Origin of the sequence: Vibrio frigidus (assembly GCF_042465995.1) — a bacterium.
Taxonomy (GTDB): Bacteria; Pseudomonadota; Gammaproteobacteria; order Enterobacterales; family Vibrionaceae; genus Vibrio.
The window spans coordinates 35,076-57,151 of sequence record NZ_JBCDMC010000005.1 but is presented as its reverse complement, the minus strand read 5'-3'; the positions used below and the strand labels follow the sequence as shown (position 1 = coordinate 57,151).

Below are 22,076 nucleotides of genomic sequence, written 5' to 3'. Positions count from 1 at the left end.
TTTAAAACATGTTAATTGTCGCACAGTGTAGCGGCTTTAATTTTAAAATCCACTGCTTACGCAGCAAGCATTTTTTCTCTTAGTTTCGAGTGTAGAATAAATGCTCTTAGCAAATTATAACCAATACACATCCAATTCAACATGATACAGACACCAATACTGATGGTAAGTTGTGGTACAAAAAAGCTGGTCACAATCGATAATAAGACGGCTAAATATAGCCAGTACTGTACCTTACCTTGCTTTCGACTAATCAAGCTGTAGTGATCGGGCAACATCATCATAGAGGCGGGATTCGCCATCGCAACTTTCTGCAGGTGTAGCGTGATCAGAAAAGGGACAATTTTGAGCAGCATTCCTTGTATTACACCAAGAATAAAACCAAGAGCAATCACCAACCCTAACAGAACCTCTAGTTTTCCCTTTATATCCGCAGGGAAGTAAGGCAGGGCGATAATAAACAAACAGCCAATGGCAAGGCAACCGTAACCCACTCTCCAATAGTTGATCACCACATCGGGCAGTTTTCTTCTTCGCTTACTAAGCTGAACACTGCCAACTACAGCGTAAGCGATGCCAACTAAAGCGTTAAACACGGCGACATAATAGAGGTTAAATCCTGCGAAGGTAGCTAGCGTCATCATGACCAGCGAAAATACGGCACCAAAGACGAGTGTATTACGCCAAACTTTGGGGAAGACTGGGGTGACATGAAACATAGGAATAACTTGAAAGCTGACGGCCATCACCAGTAGCAGCACCCAGCCAAAGATACCAATACTCGCATGGAAATTGGTTAACGCTTTACCCACGGCAGGTTGAATTCCCCATAAGTAGCCTGAGATAAGCAACAAGCCAGCAATCAGTAGCAACCCTAACGAGAAAACCGCCAATAAAATAGGTAGTCTTGTCTGCTCTCCTCCGGCATTTTTAATTAAAACCCATGCCAATGTCAGCACGAAGTAGCCGATACTCAGACCGAGGAAAACAAAGCCAAATACAAAACTAACCCACCCCAAAAACGCGGCGGCGAGCGTTAAGGTTCCGGCTATCATCCCCGTGTGCATCAAAGCCAGTCGCGATGTCTCAATGGTGATTGGCGCGCCACATAACACAGGCATTATCTGAAACAGTGAGCCTATCATTATCATTGCCATAACACCTAAAGCGAACAAGTGCGTAATAGCAAGTGAAGCAGGCATCCATCGGGTCAACCAGATCTGGCTACCTTGGTCTATGAGTAAAATAGAGCCAAGGAGGGCAAAGATTGGGGCGGTAAGATAAAAACGTAGTGGAACATCGAGTCTAGGAATGGCATCGAAATTAAGTCCAGTCATTCTCATTACTACGAGTCCTCACGTATTCTGTTGTACCAGCATCATCTCTATGCCAGATAAATATAAGGTGTTTGCCTTCATCTACTTCAACATGCCGATATAAATACTTAGATTGGATAATTTCAAACAGAGGTACGGGTTTTCGCCGGTGTGAAACCCGTAGTAGACCCCCCATCGGCAAACCAGATAGCACCTTGGTTATCTCTGTCATAGGATGCGGAGGCTCCAAAATACTCACATCGAGCCTGAATATATCTGGCAAATTAGGTGACTGAACATTTGTCGTGCCGTCATTAACCATCGCTCGATTAACCTCGAGAAGTTGACAATTGGCTATCCATTTGGGATACGACTTCATCATTGTTCGGCAAATGCATATCCGTCATAGGATAAAGCATTTGTTCTTCTTTCATATTATGCTGTTGGATTAACAACATGACGCTTTCAACTATGCCCATGGCTCTGTCTAGGTTCTTATCTTGAATGGCGTTATTCATCTGTTCGAACATCCCTTTAACCTGGCTATGCTCTGAACGCATAACCATAGTCGGGCCACCCGTCATACCGGTTTTTTGTTCAAACGCAGGAAAAAGAATCTCCTCTTCCGCTGTAAAGTGCGCCACTGTCTCTTGCTCAAATATCTGCCAAGCTTGACTAAACCCAACCCAATTTTTATCAGCCAATAAACCTTCAGCGTCAACCAATAGGTTGTCACACGTTTTGTGGTGTTCCGTCATATAATTTTGGATAGAAGACATCGAGGACCTCTTAAGTCGTATTGCAAAGAATCAATATAATTATTAATGGCCTAGAATTATATACCTTTTAAGGCGTATTTTACCGACGATCATCAATCTTCACTCAAATATTTAATCCAACGCAGACTTTCTTCGCTCGATTCTATCTTGTGTAACTCAGTGGCGACCTGTAATGCTTGTTCCTTTTTTCCGATCGCGCTCAATGCTTGCGTTTTTGCCAACAGCATTTGGCTTGTCTGGTTAGTCAGCTTATCAATACTAAATAGCGCTCGTTTGTGGTCCCTCATTTTCAGCAACAAAAGCGCATGCCGCCAATAAAACTTATTGTCAATTTGTGCTGCCTTAAGCCAAACAGAGGTGGCCTTATCCCATTCTTTCGCCACCTGCCAATACTCCGCTTGTTGAGCTAATAATGCGGCACTGCTGTTTAGCCCTTTTAACCTTGCATAGGTTTGTGCCGCTTTTATGGGGACCCCATCCTGTGCATACAATTGGGCCATCAACATCAGATATTGATCACTCAACTCAAATCCCACACGATCCGCCTGTTGCAAGGTAATCAGTGCTTGCTGCTGCTGTTGCGTGTAAATATAGAGCGTAATCAGTTGACGCCACCATACGTAGTTGTCTGGTTCTAATGTTCTCAAAGACAACGCTGTTGGCACTGCATTTTTCCATTTTTTCCGTGCAAGCTGGGCCCCAAGCAGCATATTGAGCGGCATCACTTTCAACGGAAGTTTTGCTTGTTGACGATATCGCTGTTGATGACCAATCGACATCTCGACTCCTGCCCACTTCTGTTGTTGATATTGTGCTTGAGCGATTCGAAGCCATAGCCATTCCAGATCGTCTGCTTGTTCATACGCGGGCAATAATTTTTTGTAATGGAATTCTGCCAATTTATACTGACCTTCCACCAATAAGATGTCGGCTAACATTCGTTGTGTATCTCGATACTGAACGGCAGGCAATGCCTTCTGATTGATGGCCAACGTCAACGTTTTGATTGCCAGTTGTGATTGCTGAGTTTGCCAATAAAGTCCACCTAGCATGCGATTGACATACGCGAGGTCATATTGTCCGCTTGGGTTTAGATTTGTTAGTACGGTGATCGCCTCATCCGGTTTTTCTTTAAGCTGCAATTCATAGGCAATTTGCACCTGCCGAGCCGTGCGATGCGATAACTCTTTTGATTCCGCCCATGCGACAGGTGAAGCCAGTAACCAATAGAGCATCGCTAGAAAAAGAATCGAGATTGATTTACGTTTCATCACTGGATTTTAAACTCCAGTTTTACTCGTTGACCACTTCTGACTTGTGCCAATCCGTTCACCATCATTGGTTGATATTTCCATCGCTTTAATGCTTTTAGCGCTTCCCGGTTAAATATTCGCGACGGATAAGACTCTTCTATTTTAATATTTTGGGGCTTTCCAGCGCGGTCAATATCAAAGGAAAACACCACATAACCTTCTATTTTTCTCTGCAGCGCTTTTCTTGGGTAGATCGGATTCATGCGGTGCAAAGGCATTATTTGTTGGGTTTGTCCCACTTGCACTGGTATTGGTTGCTGAACCAATTGAGTGTTTGTGGCCTTTGGACTCGGAGTACTAGGCACGACGACGGCAAATTTCATGTCTGTCACAGACAGATCTAAGTTTATCTCTGGAACTGGCGCTAACGTCGGCGTATTCAATGAGACATCCTGCTGAGGCTGAGCCAATACCTGCTCGGGAGGTAAAGGCTTCATTTCCGGCGGTTTAGGGAGTTCACGACTTTTCCGTTGACTTAGCGACTCAGTTTCATTCATAAAGAAATCAAATCGTATCGACTCATTTTCTGGCTTGCTCTCTATGGTATTGAGATCCACCATCCACGCCATCATACCCATAAGGCTATAGCTTACGAATAACGCAACCGGCAGAGCCAATAGGAAGCGAAACATCTATTTCTTCTCCGTCGCTAAAGCGATATTAACAATGCCGGCACCCTTGGCTGAGTCCATAACCGAAATTACCGTACCGTTAAACGCAAATTCATCGGCCTGAATTACCACCGACGCGTTAGGCTGATCGGTTAAAAGCTGCTCTAAGTTAGCCTGCACTCTCTCTTTATCTACGATACGCTTGTCGATATAGACCTCATTATTGGCGGTAATCGCAATGAAGATGCCCGCTTCTTTTTGACTAACGGCATTAGAGGCTTGAGGGCGATTGACCTCAATACCTGATTCCTTAACAAAAGAGCTGGTGACAATAAAGAAAATCAGCATGATAAATACGATATCGAGCATCGACGTCATATCTATCTGCGCTTCATCTTGATTTTTTTTTCGGCTGCCTAATCTCATGTTCGGCTCCTCATTAACTTCTCTAAATGCACTTCTCTTTTCTCCAATGCGGCAAACAGTTGGGAATAACAAAATACCCCAGCCAATGCAGCAACCATACCCGCCATTGTTGGTAGCGTTGCCATGGATATACCCGATGCCATCAGCCTTGGTTGCGATGTTCCTTCTACCGCTAGCACATCAAAAACGGAAATCATCCCTGTCACCGTACCGAGCAAACCAAGCATAGGAAACAGACTGATGATTAATTTAAGTAGATTGATATTCTGAAACAGCTCTATGTGTGCTTGATTGACCCATGCATCGCGCTGTTTTTGTGCGTACCAGGAATGGTGGTCACCCCTTGTACCCCAATTTTTTAGCCACTCATTTTGCCTTTTGGGAAACGTCACCAACAGGTAGAGAACCCGTTCGATGGCAATAAGCCAAAACAGCAAGATAAGGGAAGCTAACCACCAAAGTACTGGGCCGCCTTTGGACATAAATTGCACCAATGCATTTCCAAAGCCAAGGTCAGAAAATAGGCTCATCCATTCCACGTTTAGCTCTGCCTCAAATCTTGTTCAGCGCGTTGGGCCACTAGGCCTACGCCCTGTTTTTCTAACAGTGTTCGTACATTTTCGGCTTGTGAGCTTAATACATTGTGCATAAACAGCAGCGGCATAGCGGCGACTAAGCCAAGTACGGTGGTAATGAGTGCAGTAGAGATACCGGATGCCATCATTCGTGGATCTGCATTGCCAAACTGAGTAATCACTTGGAATGTTTCTATCATCCCTGTCACCGTACCGAGCAGACCTAACATGGGTGATAAAGCAGCAAGGAGTTTGAGCATAGAAAGGCCTCGGTCTAACTTCTGTTGCTCGTCTAATATCGTCTCATACAGGCGCAGTTCTAATGCTTCTACGTTGGGTGACTGATCATACTTATACACACCTAAGACTCGACCTAGTGCATTATTTCCTATGGTATCTTTATCTTTCAGTTGTACGTTAATGTTGTGTCGGCTTATAAATAGGAACGTCCCTTGAACCAAACCGATAAGCAAGCCGATGGAGAGCAGTGCTAATATCACTTTACCGATAATACCACCTTGCTCGATTCTTTCCTTTATGGTCGGGGTCAATGAAAGTTGCTCTAGTAACTTGCCACCAGATGGGTCGAAGGCGAACAATGCCGAGTTCACCTCAGCGAGGCCAACCTGCGGTAGATATTGAGGTTGAACTTGATAAGGCTTAGCGCCTCTTTGTTCACCCGACCAATCTAAATAACCATCATTGTCTAACAACCCAAATGAGCCGATACGCACAACGCCTTTACTGGTCACAATACCATCAGGTAAAACGTACGGTACCTCTAACTCTGTAATCGTTGACCCCACTTCTAGCTGACGTTCAAACGCATGCCAAAGTGAATATAACTGAGACTTGGAAGGTAACGTTTTTGCGGCAACGATTGCGTCAACAGCGCGTAAAGAATTGGCCTCCCCAATCGCGGTAATTGCACTCTTCTGAACAAATTGAAACTCTTTAGCAACCTGCCTAACCACACCAAAAAGTTCTCCTAAGCTGCCAGACTCTAAATGAAGCTTTTTCTCTGTTTCCGCAAGGACTTGTTCATTATGGCTAAATTGGTCACTGATTCTCTCTATATTTGTTTGCAACGTCGCACGTTTTACTAACAGCTCATCGCGTAATTGAATCAACGTTTGCTCTTGTGCTTTAAAGGATTGCTCCCTGTTTTGATTGGCGACATTTTCTTCGACACGAACCTGTTTCGTCGTGTCCAATAGATCGGACTGCGCTTGAACATGAGAAACCAAAAGGGACAGCAAAACGAAACTGATTATATTGTTCATTTGCTTACCTCCTGTGTGGAGAGGGGCAACAACAAAAGAGTGGGTGCTACACGTTTATTCGCCACCAAAAACGCATTATCTAGATCACTAATTAACGCCGAATTTAACGAATTCCATGTCTTCTTTTGGTCACTCCAAACCCAGTATTCTTTCTTATCTAGGCTGCGAGCAATGAATGAAACATGTCCAAGATAAAGCTGTTCAGCCTCGCGAACCACGCCATCAATCTCTATGGCGCTGGTATAGGTTCCAAGTTTGTTTACGTAATCGAGTTCTATCTGGTAAGCCTCTAAGATACGGCGAAATTTTTCAGCATCGCTAATATCGGCTTGTATCATAAGCTGACGCAGTTGCGTCACTCTATCATCGCGTGTATCTAGACGTATCGGCATATCGTGTTCAATATATGTCGCTAGGCCATCCAACATCTGATACATCAACGGAACAATACTCTGCCTCGTTTCCGCTATGTCATCTAATTGCAATTCTACGCTGGTGAGCTCCTGTTCTTGGCTAAGAATTAAATTACCAAGATGGTCTTTATAAATCGTAAGTCCATCCACCTCAGCCTTCAGCGAGTCAATTTCAGATTGTAGATCAAAAGCATGGTCTGAACTGTCGCTCACAACATGTTGACTGCGCCCTGCGTCTTTAATAATAGCTTGCTCTACTTTCGCCGATTCAGCGAGAGAACCAGCATTAACGAATCCTGTTACTGCCACGAGGCCTAACGCCGCTATGCTTTTTAATCGCATTTTATTTCCATGTTTATTCATAAAAAATTAGTTTTTTGTTCGCCCTTTAATGAGCAGAAGTATGAAATAGACGCCACCTATGATGGACACTATCGTACCCGCCGCGATTTGCGATGGATACACTATATTTTGTCCTAACCAATCTGAAAAGAGCATAAGTGTGCCCCCTATCAAAGCGGTAGTAATTAATTGCTGTCCTACCTTTCTTGCACCCAACATGACCGAAATATGCGGAGCTAACAATCCAACAAATGCCACTGGCCCCATAAAACTGGTTACCACACCACATAGTAATGCTACACAACAGAGTAAAATGATAAAGACTCTGCCAACATTAATTCCGCGCGATTGAGCAAAAACTCGACCGGCAGAGATAAGCGTCAACCATCGCTGTGTTAGGAAAACGAAGGCGATCAATATCGCAACCATCACCGCTAAGATGACAGCGTATTGGGGGGATACTCTATAGGTAGAGCCCGCTAACCAATTTAGAATAACATAAGAGTTCTCATCGCCACGTACCAATGAAAACTGGACCATAGCCTCTATCAGAGCCGTTAAGGCAATCCCAATAAGTACCATCATAGATGGCGCATAGTGATGTCTTCTACCCAATAGAAGCAAAATTGCGAGAGCCAGTAGACTACCAAAAAAGGCAATTAAAGGTGCCGCTTCAAATATATTAAAACCTAAAAATAGGCTGCTACCCACTAGCGCAAATGTCGCACCAGCGGAAAGACCCAAGATATCAGGACTCGCTAATGGATTATAAATCAAACGTTGCAACAACACCCCTGCCACGCCTATACCAGCACCAGCGGATAACGACGTTAACATTCTAGGCCAACGGAGTTCTAAACCAAACTCACTCGGCCATTTTAGTGACCATACGATACTTTGATCTATCACCTGTTTAGAAACAAAAATGGAGAGAAAGAAAACCCCTATCAAAACGAAAACCACACCGATTATCGTCTCTATTTTGAACATAAAGTTGGTCTTAGGTAAGGTGAAAGAAAGGCTATCTTGCGCTTTCAATTGCGTACGGGAAAAATAGATCAGAGCCGGAGCCCCGATAAATGCCGCCGCTATACCACTTGGAACAATATCTAAACTAAGCGAGCTCAACCAAATGGCTAATGTATCCGTAAATACGAGTAAAAACGCCCCCAAAACGGTACTTAAATTTAGCTCCGCCAATGGTGTTCTCGCCCCTAATTTCCTCGCTATATTTGGCGCTAACAGTCCGATAAAGCTGATGACGCCAACGGTAGAGATGACGGCAGAGACAACCCAAAGACCCAAACCAATTAACAACAGAAACATCGGAACGATATTCAAACCCCGAGCCGCGGCATTCGTCTGCCCTAATCTTAGTAAAGCTAACACTCGTGGTGCGAACGCAAAAATCAGCAAAGCAGGCATTAACTTAGGCAACAACCACTTTACTTGATCCCAACCATTTTGCGCTAAATCGCCTGCACCCCAAATAAACAGATTCTTAGAGGATTGTTCATTGAGTAAAATAATCGCGGTAGCAATAGCGCCTAGAAGAATATTCACGGCCATCCCGGCGAGCACCACTGGTAACCCAGATAGGTTTCTCAAACCAGAAATAAGGATCACCAGCAACAGAGTTAGCATCGCCCCTAGCAAAGCGAAAATAGTTGAAAAGTCGCTGGCTAGTGCTGGGAACCAGATGTTGCAAACGACAAGCGCCAACCATGCACCTGATGCCGAACCAAGGGTTAATGGTGAGACCAAGGGATTCTGGGTTAACTGCTGCATCAAACTGCCCACCAACCCCAGTGTGGCACCCACCACCAGCGCCATCACTAGCCTAGGCAATCGAGATTCAAGAAATAGAATTGAAACATAATCAAACTCTTCATTCGCGCCATAAAACCATTTTTGCAGTGCGTTCATTTGCATCTGAACGCTCATATCACTGGTTATCTGTAGCGACAATATCAAACCAAGAAGTAGAAAGATTAGAGCGGGAAAATAACGTTTCTTGACCATGATTAATTCGTTTTTACGGTGTTAGGCGCGATCTCTAACAACGCGGTTGATAACACTTGAGCATTATAGAGAATCGACATGGCACCCCCGTAATTCCATACCGCAGACACACTATTCACCCTGTCATTTCTTACGAATGGCATCGCCTTCCATAACACCGAATTTGTCACCTTATCCTCTTGTTCAAAAGGCTTGAAGTAAAGTGCTACGCTTGCATCCGTTAATTCGAATAACGCTTTCAACCTTTTTTGAGTTACCCCCCATTGAGTAGCAGGTTGAGGCAATGCTGGTGACACCCCTAACTGCTGCAGCGCAAACTGTGTAATCGAGTTATCACCATACAAATAGATCGATGAAGTGTTAGAGAATCGAAAGGCGGCAACGGTTGGGAGCTTCCCATTGTAAGCCGTGTCTAAACCATGCTTTAGTTGCTCTAGTTCATAAAACATATCCGTTAGTTTTTCTTCCGCGTACGCTTGCTTACCCAGTACTTTCGCAATACTACGGAAGTTTTGAATGGCCGCCTTCACGTTGTCATGCTCGGCACTGAAGGTTTCAAAAGTAAGCACGGGCGCAATGCGCTCTAATCTCGGAATGAGATCGACTTGTGGTGATGAAATAATGATCACATCCGGTTTTAGCTCTGCCAAGCGTTCTATGTTGGGTTCCACTCTGGTACCAATATCTTGTACTGAACTGGGTACCTCTGGCCTCACGACCCATTCGCTATATCCAGTAATATTGGGCATTGCCACTGGGACGACACCCAATTCCAAAACCTGTTCTGCTATATCCCAGTTCAATGCGGCCACTTTAACTGGCACTTTTGAAAGTATCTGTAGACCCCTAGTGTCTTCTATTTGTATTTGAGAAGACGTCGGCTCTATTTGGGCAAAAGAATAGCCAGAATAAAGAGAGCATAGTGTTATTAATATTGATTTAATTAGCATATAACCGCCACTTTAGCGTTTTTATTTGGGTGATTGATTAATTGGACGTGGGTAGCAAATAACTCGGTGAGTCTATTTTCATCGTGTAAAACGCTCGCATCGCCTTCGAATGCAATGCGACCTTGCTTCAAGGCGATGACTTTTGTGGCATATCTAAGGGCTAAGTTGAGGTCATGCAAAATGACCACTACGCCCTTCCCTGTCTCTTGATTTAATCGTTGTAACAAATCCATTATCTGATACTGATATTGGACATCTAACGCGGACGTAGGCTCATCCAAAATGAGCAAGCCAGACTGCTGTGCAAGCAACATCGCAATCCAAGCACGCTGCCTCTCTCCACCAGAAAGTTCGTCGGCAAGGGCGTGTCGAAATTTGCCGATCTGAGTTTGTTCTATCGCTTGGTCTATATATAAACCATCTTCTTTCGTCCAACGAGAAAGCACGCCACGCCAAGGATATCGACCTAAACGGACGAGCTCTTCAACACTTAATCCTGCCACTTCTGGTAATGTCTGTGGCAGGTACGCAATCTCACGGGCCAGTTTTTTACTACTTAAATGACGTAACAATGTACCTTTCCATTTCACACTCCCTTCATCAGGCCGTATATGGTTAGCCAATAAATTCACAAGCGTCGACTTTCCTGAGCCGTTGTGCCCCATTACGATCGTGAGCGCTTTGGGGTCAATAGAGAGCTGATCGACATCTAAGATCACTCTTTGGTCTCTGGTCACCTTAATATTCTCTAACTGGTACATATTCGTTCTCTTTTTCTAGGACAATTTGAGCAAAGCTGACCTTGTTCTGTTTTGTACACAAGGCAGCAACTGCGCCTAACAAATCGCAGCGACCCGTCCTTAGACTCTGAATATGACCGTAGATTATTGAGTGGCAGTCGGCATGAAGAGAGCCATAGTTCAGCATGGTGATACAATGTCTGGTTATCTATATCTGGCCTTGCTACCCGCAGTTTCACTAAACTCTCAAGCAATGCATCCGCGAGAATCTGTCTCGTAAAACCAGGGCGACACCGTAACCACGAGTCGATCAGTAATCGGTAGTGTTCAAAAATATGCGTTAATTGAATACCAGCTCTACTAACCAAGTTAGGGATCTCATCCGTTATAAAGTCGAGTGTCTGAAAACGATATCCCATGATATAGGCGTCTTCTCTTTGTTGAGCAAAACCGTCAAAAGCAGGTAATGCTTGCAGCCCATAGATAGATATCACACTGATGTAAATAGGCTGCCAGCAAAGCAACTCCCACGTTCTTGTTAGCCAATACGCATGACCTGCTTCTGGATGGGCCAACTCAATAGCACCATACAGATGTTTAATCACGGTGAGGTCGCTTGATTCTCCAACTAACATTGTTGAATCAAAAGGCGCTAAGCCGCCTTTTAGGTAAGGCGTAACGGTTTGACACAGCGCGTCTAACTGCTTAAATCGTTCTCTATTTTGTGTTTCAATAATATTCATATTCAAATCGCGAGCGCGGCCTATATTAGTAGGCAGCGCTCGTAAGTTAACGCCCTTTAATATTGGTAGTTGACGTTAAGTTCAACGGTTTGTTCTGCGCCATACCAACAGTTCGCCGTGTCATAACAGGTGTAATACTCTTTGTTGAACAGGTTACTCGCAGAGAGATTCACTGTTGCACCTTGCAACGATTCAGATACGCCCTGTAAGTCATACCCTAGGGACAAATCAACCAAGGTGTAGCTTGGAACTTTACCGGTATTTGCCGCATCTATTTGCATGTCGCCTACATAACGTACACCGGCTCCTACTCTTGACCCCGCAAGGGCACCTTGGGAGATCTGATAATCTGACCAAAGATTGGCGCTATGCTCTGGAACATAAATCGGTGTTGTCCCTTCAAGCCCACCAACGCTATCCTCCGTGATTTCCATATCGATATAGGCGTAACTCGCACGAATATCCCACGCCGGTGTAATCGCAACTTGTCCCTGCAATTCAACCCCTTGCGATACCACTTCACCTAACTGAAGTTTTGCTCCCCAAATATCATTTGGGTTAGCCATTAACGCATCACTTTTAACAATGTGGAATACAGAGGCAGAACCGTTAATCGTTCTATCCGCGGATTGATATTTCACGCCGACCTCTACCTGCTCACCCATTTCAGGGTCGTAAGCAACGCCGTCACTATTTAGACCAGTAGCAGGTTCAAAGCTGGTCGCATAGCTAGCAAAAGGGGCAACGCCATTGTCAAATTCATACAGAGCGCCTAACCGATAAGAAAATTGACCGTGGTCGGCTTTCGTATCCGTATTTGCACTGCCAACAACGTGTTGAACACTTTTACTTTCATAATTATCATATCGACCACCCGCAATCATAACTAAACGGTCCCAACGTAACTGGTCTTGAAAGTAGACGCCTATTTGCTCAACTGAAATATCATATTTCGCGTTATAATTTTCACTCAATGAGTCTCGGTCTAACAGGTTATTGTCCGGTGAGTAGATATTAAACGCATAGAACGAAGCAGAAGAACTCGCATACTCTTTATAAGCGGACTCTCCGTCAAGACGCTGATAATCCAATCCAAACAATAGGTTATGTTCTATATCACCTGTATATACATAGCCAGACAATTGGTTATCGATAACATAGCCTTTTGACTCTTCATCGGTACTGTAGATATTTCGAGCTAATGTCCCTGTCGATTCGTCAAAGCTTGACGCTCGGTGATAGGTGTTTTTCTGCGAAAGTTCTGCGTCGGTATATCGGAAGTTTTGCAAAAACGACCAGTTATCACTTATCTCATGATTGATTTTATACCCCATCATCAAAAACTCTCGCTCAAACGAACTCCAGTTTTCGTCACCCGCAAAGGTAGACGAACTGGTTGCGCCATTCGAATTAGGGTAAATCATCCCGGATGCAGGTAATGAAGAGTTCATACCCATCGCAGGGTCATTCTGATAATACAGATTAAAATTGATCAAGGTTTTATCGGTGACTTGCCAGTCAACCGAAGGGGCAATAACGAAACGTTCTTCTTCGGTGTAATCAACTTGCCCATCTTGCTTACGTGCTAACGCGATAAATCGATAACTGAGATCACTATCTCCAAACTGGCCGGTGGTATCAATGGAGGCTTCAACCAGATTTCGCGAACCTGTAGCAAGTCCAAGCTTCTTCGCAGATTGTTCTTGTGGTGATTTAGCAATCATATTCACCATTCCACCCGGCGGCATTGAGCCATAAAGCACCGATGAAGGCCCCTTAAATATCTCCACCTGTTGTAGAGCAATGGGATCAATTTGTGGTTGTAAGTTCCAGCCTGTTAAGGACTGTAAGAGCAATCCATCATAATAGCTTTGTGTCGCATTAAATCCACGAATAGTGAACGTGTCATACATGGTCACCGCACCACCTTTCGTCTCGGTTACTACACCGGGGGCATAACGAAGTGCTTGATTTAGCGATTTAACGTTGCGTTGTTCTAATTCTTCAGCATCGATAACCGTAATACCTTGGGGAGTTTCCTCTGGATTCAATGAGGTTTTTGTAGCTGTATTTCGGTACGATTGGCCTAGCACCTGAATCGTTTCTGTATTCGATTGAGAGTCTGTCGAGTCTGCAAGTGCGCTAGCAGAAAATGAGAAGCTAAAAGTGAGCGCTATCGCCGTTGTGATTGCACTGAGTTTGAACCCAGCATTGTTGTGATTTTTATTCATAGTAACCTGCATAATAAGAACGGTATTAACATATGTACTGATTTCTCTTAACATTAATGAGAATCATTATCATGCAGATAATAGACGAAATCGATAGAAAAAAGATAACAATTTGGTGCAACTATCACTGATATTTCTATTACAGTTAGACAAGGTTTATTGATAAATAGGCAACCAATATTCGGCAAGTATCGTTCGTTGATCATTATCGAAAGGCGGGTGATAAATCTCCATCTCAAACGCATTGTCTACCGCTTTATACCCAGATTTAGGAAGCCACATTGCGATTAACCAAGTTACGGCTTTATGAAATTCATCAACATCGCCTTGATATGGCAGGACTGCGTAGCTGCTCTCTCCTATTTCTAGCTTCTTGCAAATTAATCCATTATTTGAGGACTTTTCTGCCATTATTTGCTCGACGCCCGCCCAATAGATAAGTTCTCCATCTACCTGACTAGGCGACATATCAATGATGCCTATATGGGGTACGTTAACCACATTAGTGAGATCCGTTTGCTTAAAGAATGTCTCCCACGCGTAAGGAACCGTGCTAGAAAAATCGGGTTCTGGCGACTGAAGTCCTCTAATTATCGACGGTACACCATTGATCGAAAAAGCATTTTTGTGTTCCAAGCGAACTTGATAGAGCGTATTTACTGGATAGAATACGGATTCACTGCTCTTAATCGGCTTGGTCAAAGGCGTTTTAATTCCCGTCTTTAATCCGTTCGATTGATAGCGTTTAGGTGATACACCAAAGAATTGCTTAAAGGCTCGGCTAAAAGCTATCTCGGAATTAAACCCAAATTCATACGCCACATCTAATATGCGGTGCTTTCCATCAAGCACCATTAATGCCGCTTGACTTAGCTTAATTTCCCGAACATATTGCGCCACACTGAAACCGGTATACGCCTGAAAAACTCTTTGCAATTGCCACCTAGACCAGCAGCTTTTCGCGGCTAACTCGTCTAGGCTTAATGGCTCCTGAATATTGTCATGTATATAGTCGAGCAATTTTTCTATTCTGGTATAGGGTATCTTCGCGTTCACAATCCAGATTCCCTTACCGTTAACATAGCTGAATTAAAAGTCATTTATTGCGCCTCATATACAGACACCATTTTTTCCAATTCAATCACTTCAGGGGGTGGGATATTCTCTTCAGGAAACGCCTTCTTCACTTTTTCCGTCAGCGCCTTAGCGAACACCTGATAAAGCACACGCGTTGACACGGTAAGGGGATATTCCACCTCTGTCGGCAACTCAAATACTTCGCGACGAGTTTGCCCCGATTTTATACGGGTATCTTTTCCGATCTTCACGTATCGCCAGAAAAGTTGTCCTACTGGCTTGCCCTCTTTATCCACGCCGACCTTAACGAATTTGCGGGCGTCTTTAGGAATATATCCGTCCTTCATCACACCGCTTTCAAATACCTTTTTACCATTGGCGTCTGTCGCAATCACTTCTAACCAAACCTGTCTACGTGCGCCACCTGGCATATCGTGTCCTGAGTTAACATTAGTGATACTCGCGGTCAATTGATTGCCTGTTTTTTCCACCTGCAACGTAAGTGCCGTTTTAAGAATATCGATACTCAGTTTCTTATGCTCTGGGTTTCTCATTCCAGTAAAGTAGTAGTTACCGCCAACAAAATGATGGGAACGCATATTCGGCTTAATAGGACCGTCGTCTGTCGACTGGCCTGCAACGCGATTATCGAAGTCCGTGACATCCTGCGTCATATGACAATCGATGCAAGTTTTGTGTTTGGACGGATCTTCAGGCGAATTAAACGGTGACGCTAACCACTCACCAAAGTTGTCATTAATAATTGCCCCTTGTCCGGTGGTGAATTCGTTATGACAGGTCGCACAATAGAGTGAACTTTGGTACAGCTCTGGGTTCGAGTAAGACGCTTTGTGTTTTTCTGGTGCGGCATTTATCTGTTTTTCCGATAACCATTTAAGTAAACTGGTATTGGCATCCTCAAAAATATACGCTTCTCTGTCTTTAAGATTAACCGTCATGTCGGTATTGCCACCGGCATTTTCTGCCTTGGTGATACGATGACAGAACACGCACCCTGTTCCTCTTTCGTTGACCGAACGACCATGAGCAAACGCCTCAACCAGAGATTCGCCTGCTTTTTCGTACATATCGCCAAATTCTTTTAACGGCTTATTGTCACCATTAATTACCATCTGTGGCGTATGACAGCCTCGGCATAACACTCTAAATTCTTCGCCTTCAACTTTTGCGGCTAGATCTTCGTGTTGACGATAGTAAGGGTGATCCATATTCATACCGTGATTCGAATCTGCCCATTGATCGTAGATCGTGGTATGGCAGTCCGCACATTCAGCCGAGTTGATCCATTCATCCGGATGAGTATAACGTTTCTTGTCATCTAATCTCAGCCACGTAGAGAGGTACGGTAGGTTCTCTTGAGCGCGTACATACTCATTCAACGCGGTCATCATTTTCGCCACTTTTACTGGCGGATTTTCAACGTCAACCAATGCAGAAGCACCCTCCCGCGAGTCTCCTCCCATACCACCTTGAGTCTTTTGAATGATATCGACATACGCCCCAACAGGGTCACCTGCAATCATTTTTCTTACATCAACATGCCCCGTCAAAGCGTTCTCAAATCGATTTTTTCTGCCATCTTCCATCAACTGACGGTTTGTGAAATTAAATCCGTCGATATGACAAGAATTACAGCTCATCCAAAAATCGCCTGCCATAGGAAACTCGGCATAATCCGCGGTGTTAGCGCTATTGAATAGCGTTTTACCTAGGCGAAGTTGGCTTGGCAATGGATCGAATAAGACCAAAGAGGCGAAATTGCCTTCGGTAAGTTTTACTTTAGCAAAAGGCCCCGATTCACCGGTATCAAATTTGACAATATTCAATGACATCGCATTCTGCACATACAGCTCTCTTCCGCTGATCAATAATCCTTTGGGATTATCACCCGGTACACTGCGATATATCTGGGTGGCTTTGACCCCGCCTTGAAATTTCTTACGACGGTGGCGATTTTTGTTTTTCTTTCCTTGTCTGGATAGGTCGAAAACCAAAAGGTCTTCCGAACCTGCCAACGTAAAGATAACTTTCTTGCCGTCGTCACTAAACTCACCATCGTGGGGGTTGGAAACAATTCTGGTACGATTTCCACTCTCTATGATATTGATTTGCTTAAACAGTTGCTTTCGCTCTTGTTCAATCTCATGTTCGTTACCAACCTCTAGATCTAGGATGGAGATAGCAGGGAATACCGTTGATTGGAACTGAAAATCATGCCCAAAAGACCAGAGCACATGAGGAAGCCACGCCGTGTTACCATCTGGGGAGATAACAATGTTATCGAGTTTCCGTGGTTTGCCCTGCGACACGGTTTTGCTTTTATTTTCCTCGCTATCGGCGAGTTGAATCACCTTCAACAACGCAGGTTTTTTCGCAGATACATCATAGATCGATACCTGTCCCGTTAAGGCATGGGTTACCAATAAACGGTTATCGTCAGTCAACGCCAATCCTCGTGGCGAAGGCTGAGTCGTTACCGTTTCAATCAGTGCACCAGAGCGATCGATGAGTAGTAATTTGTCTTTTTCAAAACTAGTGACGTAAAAGATCTGATTTTCAGGGCTGAATACCACGCCAAAAGGGCGTGCAGGTACGGGAGTTTCCGATAAGACATCAAGCGAGTTGGCATCTAACATCACCACTTTGTCTTGTAGATAATCCGTCGCCAAGAGCAACGTTTGGTCATCACTAAACGCAATACGTCGAATATCTCGCCCTATTGTTTTCTCCTTTACTATCAGGCCATCGTCACGGGAAAGAATACTGACACTACCCGCGTCAAAGTTCGCACTGTAGATACGTGACTTATCTTGATTAAAACGCAGAGAGCGGCTTTTATCACCCGCTATGGCGTTATGTGAAACCAAAGCCATTAACAAAAAAGTTAACCCTTTCAATAACTTGTATTTACTACTTAGCATTTTCAACTTTGCTCATCGTTTAGGCCAGTTTATTTACTGACTCATTTTGTATAAATATAAACGCCGCTCGCCACTAAACCTTGCTGGAAACTGCGTGATTAATTCATTGTGTTTTAACTCAGTATTAGAAAGTCGCCATGCACGGTCACTTTTTTTATTGAGCGCGATTGCGCTGCTGGGGTAGTACATGTCAAAAACCACACTGTCTGTCAGCCGATCTTTTAGCAGATTGACGCAATAGTTGGAGCCTACAAACTTATTGTCAGGGTGTTTATTTATCCACCGTATAGCTTGTTGTACGGGGGCAACGTCAGGTCTCAAATTTATGTTCTGCCAGCCGATGATGGCAAATCCACATAGCACGAATACCGACGCGACTAGGGCGGTATTTCTTTTTGTATCCAACAACTCATTTAGCTGAAGCGATAACACAATACAAAAAAGTAGGACGACGGGCGCCCAATGTCGCAGGTTTTCCGGGTTTTGGGCCAATAGCATCCAAACCAAATAGACCAGACCTATGCTTGCTATAATGCCTTGCCAACATTGGTCCCTGCCATCAAGTTTGTCACTCGTGTTCATGCCCGAGAACCGGTAAAAACTTGAGAGTCCATAAAGAAGAGAGCAAAGTATCAGTATTAGGCTCATTGCAGAGTATTCACTAACGAGCACATCTATCCACTGAATAACGCTGGCGTCCTGCGTTGAAACGGTATTCCCCCAGATAGTGAAATGCCCTGTTGTAAAACGTATACCCTCTTCTATGTACGCGGCACCGTCCTTGACCCAAATAAACAACAGACTTAATACCCCTATCAACGCCACACTAATGCCCGCCTTTAGGTATGCCGTTACTCTTAACCCTTTTGCTTCGGTTATCATAGGAACCATCAAAAAGACCAACACCAACGAAAAATAAGAAGGCCTCGTAGACAACATCAAACCGATCCAAACACCCGTGAGCATATAACGTTTACCCAACGCCATCAGTAGAGCGAACAGTAGGCACACCAAAGCCAAAGAATCCGAGAGCCCATTGAGTGCGAGTGCGCCCATTATCGATTGTGTCATCACCAACATGCCCGCTAGAGCCGCCGAAAAAATTGATCGGCTAAGCTGCTTCACAATCACAAACGCGAGAATAGGGAGCAGCAATACAGACACAAACGAGACCACTACATTTGCCGCTACGGCTTCTGGGCTAAGAAGCGAGGCCACCCAACTGGCACCAACAAAGGCTGGATACCCGGGAAAATGCGGACGAAACTCTAGTACTGAAAACCGCTCAATCGCCCGATAAAAATTGAGGGCATCATCACTATTCAATTGAAATGGGTAGGCGAACAGCCACATCACCCAAACAACATAGAGGAGGATAAACTGTATACTCATTGTACGACCTAGACGTTCCAGCATCAGTGTTGTCTGACTCCCTGAATCGCGCTGAGTAATTTGGCCTGCTCTGTTTTAAACTGCTCTTGATTTGCAGGCGCTTGACCCACCCCAAACACGCCTGGGTTTCCAATCGATTCCAAAATCCCTTGTATCGCCAAGTTGGCCTGATCCCGCTGAGTGCTTGTCAGTTTTGGCATAATAAGGTCGAGAAATAGTTTACTTTTTACCACGAGTACCTTGGCGACCTGATAATCTGCCAAGTTGTTTTGTGCCCCTTCTAAGCGACGAACAATCTCCTCGACCACGGCATGGTCAATAACCGCTTCAATTTTCACCCCATCTTCATTCTCTATTGCTGCTTTTATTGGGGTAAGAAGGTCCACATTGTGATCACTCAACAGATAATCAAATTCTTCTTTTAGCCCCAAAACCGCGTTTTCAACCGCTGAGTAATCATTGGCTTGCAACGCTTGCAATATCACTTCTCTGCCATCAATCAGGGGTTCTTTACCTGCTGCTGCATAAGAATATGCAAACGAGACCGAAGGTAAAAACACCACGACAATAAGAACAAAAGAGAACAAAATTTTCTTACATCTACTACCTGTAAACATCATCTAACTACTTCCTTAATCCATGATTCAACGTGTTTCAAGCGAGATAACAACCCGTTAAGCCACACTCTGAACCTCTATTACGATATTTTCATTTCGATAATCAAAGATCTCACGACGGCGGTCAACGCCATCGATGATGGATTGCGCGGCCATCAGACCCATCTCCATTGCCGTATCCGTAAATATGTATCTAAACGTGCCTTGTCGACCCGTCATGATCAGGTTTTCGAACTGGGAAAGGTGGGTTATCGCGGCTTCACGCTTCTTTTGATACTCCATATCCATAAGCGGATAGGCGTGTTCGCTGTATGAGGTAAAGAACTCCCCAGTTGCCAAATTGGGATCAACCTTAAGGGTCTCAAGGTCTTGCAAAACCTTATCGCGAAGCTTTTCGCCTTCCATCGACCACACCTCATCATCTTTATTACATGGTATTTCTACCATCACCGAAGTTCTTCCTTTGGGAGCCATATACGCTGAACGGCGTTTCGGTTCTTGAAGTCGAGTACCAATAATTTCCGGATCAGAAAGGTATTGCCACGTATTATCGGAGATATTGTCCGTTTCCATTGGCATGTTCATAAAACGCAATGAACGAAAACTTAAACCGCTATCAAAACCGGTCAACTTTGTCATTATCGGGAGTGGCAGGGTGGCAACGATGTTGTCTGTGTCGATGCTATCCTCTTCATCATTGGTGACAAACTTCACCGCTTCAATCTGATTCTTTTCAGACAGCACTAAGCCCGTGACTTCAGCGTTAAAGATTATCTTCACACCACGATTTTCTAGCTCCGTCCCTAACTGGCTGTAGAGCTGACCAAACCCCCACTTAGGGTAGCGATATTGACGAGCATAGGTACGCACATTCGAACGCTTACCCGGTAACATACGACGAGCGATATCTTTCAAATCGATAAGACTGATACGTTGTGAGGCCCAATCCCCTGACAGATTTTTGGGATCGATTCCCCATAGTTTCGCGGTATAGCCTTCGAAAAAGTGTTTGTAGAGTGTTTTACCAAATCGGCTCTCGATCCACTGCGCAAAACTGACCTTTGATCGCGTTTGTGGTTTGGGCTTAAAGAGTTGTTTCACAAGGTCAAAACCACCACCGATTAATAGCGAAAACGGTGCATTTCTTATTAGGTCGCTCAGTACAAGAGGGTATTGATAAATTCGACCTCGATACCGAATAACACTGTTTCTTTGCGCGTACAGCAACTCTTCTCCCATAAGTTGGTCGACAAATGAGAGCAACTTAGGGTTTTTGGTGATAAAGCGATGACCACCAAAATCGAAACGATAGTCACCATGCTTACCGGTGAATTTTTGGGTTGCACACATGCCCCCAGCAAAGTTTTCTTTTTCGATAATGGTGACATCAAAACCCGCGTCCACGAGCTCCCACGCTGCCATTAAACCAGCAGGCCCAGCCCCCAAAACTACCGCGGATTTTTTCTTACTGTCATTCATGCTTGTTTATATCCTTGTTGCCAAAAGCGAACGAAAATCAACATATATACTGACCAGACGGTGAGCGGTAATAAACCAGGTGATGAGTTGTAACCAAATAACGCTCTCAAAAAGGTACCAAACACGTCTCTATCATCCAGAATATGCGATATATCAAAAACCTGCGGATAGTATATAGGGATAAGATGACCCGCTTGCAGCATGTTAATAGCAGAAGAAAGCAGTCCCGCCGCAATAATGATAATGAGCAAACTTGTCCATTTAAAAAACAGCGCCAATGGCACTCTCTTGGTGCTTTTCATCATGAACCAGACCAAGCCATACGCCACAAATAGGCCCAAAAGCCCCCCCAGAATCGCGTCCTGTGCATTTAGTTCTCCAAGGCTGGAATACATCAGTGCAGAGAAAAACAGGATGGTTTCAAACCCTTCACGCAGAATGGCAAGCATAGATAGAGAGACCAACCCAATCAGGTTACCTGTTGTCACCATACTGTTGATGTTTTCCTGCATCTGTGCAACTTGATTTTTGGCCTGATTCTGCATCCAGATAGCCATATAGGTCAGCACAATAGTGGCAAACAACAATATTCCCGCCATTAGGTAGTTTTGGTAACGTTCGTTGCTAAACTGGTCCACGACTACTTGAAAAACAAACGCAATCGCTAGGGACATAACAAGGCCAACAAACACACCTATATAGATATATTTATTTAAGTGACGGGCATTAAGCTTCCCTAGATAAGAAAGCGCGATACCGACTAATAAAAAGGCTTCTAACCCTTCTCTTAGAGTGATAAGAAAACTTGCAAACATAAATCCTCAG

At 44.3% G+C, this 22,076-nt stretch carries 20 protein-coding genes; all 20 read right to left on the bottom strand.

The window, feature by feature from the left end:
- Positions 1 to 56 precede the first annotated feature (56 nt).
- Positions 57 to 1,343: a hypothetical protein gene (locus AACW90_RS09705; RefSeq protein WP_390233672.1), complete on the bottom strand. Its 1,287-nt coding sequence runs from the start codon at positions 1,341 to 1,343 to the stop codon at positions 57 to 59.
- Positions 1,324 to 1,638 carry a DUF2249 domain-containing protein gene (locus AACW90_RS09700; RefSeq protein ID WP_390233670.1) on the bottom strand — a complete coding sequence of 105 codons (315 nt, stop codon included), beginning with the start codon at positions 1,636 to 1,638 and terminating at the stop codon, positions 1,324 to 1,326. Before AACW90_RS09700 ends, AACW90_RS09705 begins: the two co-directional genes overlap by 20 nt.
- Before the next feature lie 7 nt (positions 1,639 to 1,645).
- The gene (locus AACW90_RS09695; RefSeq protein ID WP_390233669.1) at positions 1,646 to 2,095 is read right to left on the bottom strand and encodes a hemerythrin domain-containing protein; all 450 of its coding nucleotides are present in this window, start codon (positions 2,093 to 2,095) and stop codon (positions 1,646 to 1,648) included.
- A 92-nt stretch (positions 2,096 to 2,187) separates the two neighbouring features.
- Positions 2,188 to 3,366 carry a tetratricopeptide repeat protein gene (locus AACW90_RS09690; RefSeq protein WP_390233666.1) on the bottom strand — a complete coding sequence of 393 codons (1,179 nt, stop codon included), beginning with the start codon at positions 3,364 to 3,366 and terminating at the stop codon, positions 2,188 to 2,190.
- Positions 3,366 to 4,040, bottom strand: coding sequence for an energy transducer TonB (locus tag AACW90_RS09685; RefSeq protein ID WP_390233664.1), 675 nt, complete (start codon positions 4,038 to 4,040; stop codon positions 3,366 to 3,368). The genes AACW90_RS09690 and AACW90_RS09685 overlap by 1 nt, the downstream gene beginning before the upstream one ends.
- Positions 4,041 to 4,445 (bottom strand): ExbD/TolR family protein, encoded by a 405-nt coding sequence (locus tag AACW90_RS09680; protein WP_390233661.1) that lies wholly within the window; start codon positions 4,443 to 4,445, stop codon positions 4,041 to 4,043. It lies immediately after the preceding gene.
- Complete coding sequence (locus AACW90_RS09675) at positions 4,442 to 4,975, bottom strand: MotA/TolQ/ExbB proton channel family protein (protein WP_390233658.1); 534 nt, start codon at positions 4,973 to 4,975, stop codon at positions 4,442 to 4,444. Before AACW90_RS09675 ends, AACW90_RS09680 begins: the two co-directional genes overlap by 4 nt.
- 11 nt (positions 4,976 to 4,986) lie before the next feature.
- Positions 4,987 to 6,303: a MotA/TolQ/ExbB proton channel family protein gene (locus AACW90_RS09670; protein WP_390233655.1), complete on the bottom strand. Its 1,317-nt coding sequence runs from the start codon at positions 6,301 to 6,303 to the stop codon at positions 4,987 to 4,989.
- The gene (locus AACW90_RS09665; protein ID WP_390233652.1) at positions 6,300 to 7,058 is read right to left on the bottom strand and encodes a DUF3450 domain-containing protein; all 759 of its coding nucleotides are present in this window, start codon (positions 7,056 to 7,058) and stop codon (positions 6,300 to 6,302) included. The genes AACW90_RS09670 and AACW90_RS09665 overlap by 4 nt, the downstream gene beginning before the upstream one ends.
- Positions 7,059 to 7,085: 27 nt before the next feature.
- Positions 7,086 to 9,080 carry a Fe(3+)-hydroxamate ABC transporter permease FhuB gene (gene fhuB, locus AACW90_RS09660; protein ID WP_390233651.1) on the bottom strand — a complete coding sequence of 665 codons (1,995 nt, stop codon included), beginning with the start codon at positions 9,078 to 9,080 and terminating at the stop codon, positions 7,086 to 7,088.
- A 2-nt stretch (positions 9,081 to 9,082) separates the two neighbouring features.
- The gene (locus AACW90_RS09655) at positions 9,083 to 10,030 is read right to left on the bottom strand and encodes an iron-siderophore ABC transporter substrate-binding protein (protein ID WP_390233649.1); all 948 of its coding nucleotides are present in this window, start codon (positions 10,028 to 10,030) and stop codon (positions 9,083 to 9,085) included.
- Positions 10,024 to 10,791, bottom strand: coding sequence for an ABC transporter ATP-binding protein (locus AACW90_RS09650; RefSeq protein ID WP_390233647.1), 768 nt, complete (start codon positions 10,789 to 10,791; stop codon positions 10,024 to 10,026). Before AACW90_RS09650 ends, AACW90_RS09655 begins: the two co-directional genes overlap by 7 nt.
- On the bottom strand, positions 10,779 to 11,513 hold the full coding sequence (locus tag AACW90_RS09645; protein ID WP_390233645.1) for a siderophore ferric iron reductase: 735 nt from the start codon (positions 11,511 to 11,513) through the stop codon (positions 10,779 to 10,781). Before AACW90_RS09645 ends, AACW90_RS09650 begins: the two co-directional genes overlap by 13 nt.
- Before the next feature lie 56 nt (positions 11,514 to 11,569).
- The gene (locus AACW90_RS09640) at positions 11,570 to 13,744 is read right to left on the bottom strand and encodes a TonB-dependent siderophore receptor (RefSeq protein ID WP_390233642.1); all 2,175 of its coding nucleotides are present in this window, start codon (positions 13,742 to 13,744) and stop codon (positions 11,570 to 11,572) included.
- 156 nt (positions 13,745 to 13,900) lie between these two features.
- Complete coding sequence (locus AACW90_RS09635; protein WP_390233640.1) at positions 13,901 to 14,800, bottom strand: helix-turn-helix domain-containing protein; 900 nt, start codon at positions 14,798 to 14,800, stop codon at positions 13,901 to 13,903.
- Positions 14,801 to 14,844: 44 nt separating this feature from the next.
- Complete coding sequence (locus AACW90_RS09630) at positions 14,845 to 17,763, bottom strand: multiheme c-type cytochrome (RefSeq protein ID WP_390233638.1); 2,919 nt, start codon at positions 17,761 to 17,763, stop codon at positions 14,845 to 14,847.
- 33 nt (positions 17,764 to 17,796) lie between these two features.
- Positions 17,797 to 19,155: a hypothetical protein gene (locus AACW90_RS09625; RefSeq protein WP_390233637.1), complete on the bottom strand. Its 1,359-nt coding sequence runs from the start codon at positions 19,153 to 19,155 to the stop codon at positions 17,797 to 17,799.
- 23 nt (positions 19,156 to 19,178) lie between these two features.
- Positions 19,179 to 19,775 (bottom strand): hypothetical protein, encoded by a 597-nt coding sequence (locus AACW90_RS09620; RefSeq protein WP_390233636.1) that lies wholly within the window; start codon positions 19,773 to 19,775, stop codon positions 19,179 to 19,181.
- A 54-nt stretch (positions 19,776 to 19,829) separates the two neighbouring features.
- Complete coding sequence (locus tag AACW90_RS09615; protein ID WP_390233634.1) at positions 19,830 to 21,251, bottom strand: FAD-dependent oxidoreductase; 1,422 nt, start codon at positions 21,249 to 21,251, stop codon at positions 19,830 to 19,832.
- Positions 21,248 to 22,066, bottom strand: coding sequence for an FTR1 family iron permease (locus AACW90_RS09610; protein ID WP_390233632.1), 819 nt, complete (start codon positions 22,064 to 22,066; stop codon positions 21,248 to 21,250). Before AACW90_RS09610 ends, AACW90_RS09615 begins: the two co-directional genes overlap by 4 nt.
- Between the last annotated feature and the right edge of the window lie 10 nt (positions 22,067 to 22,076).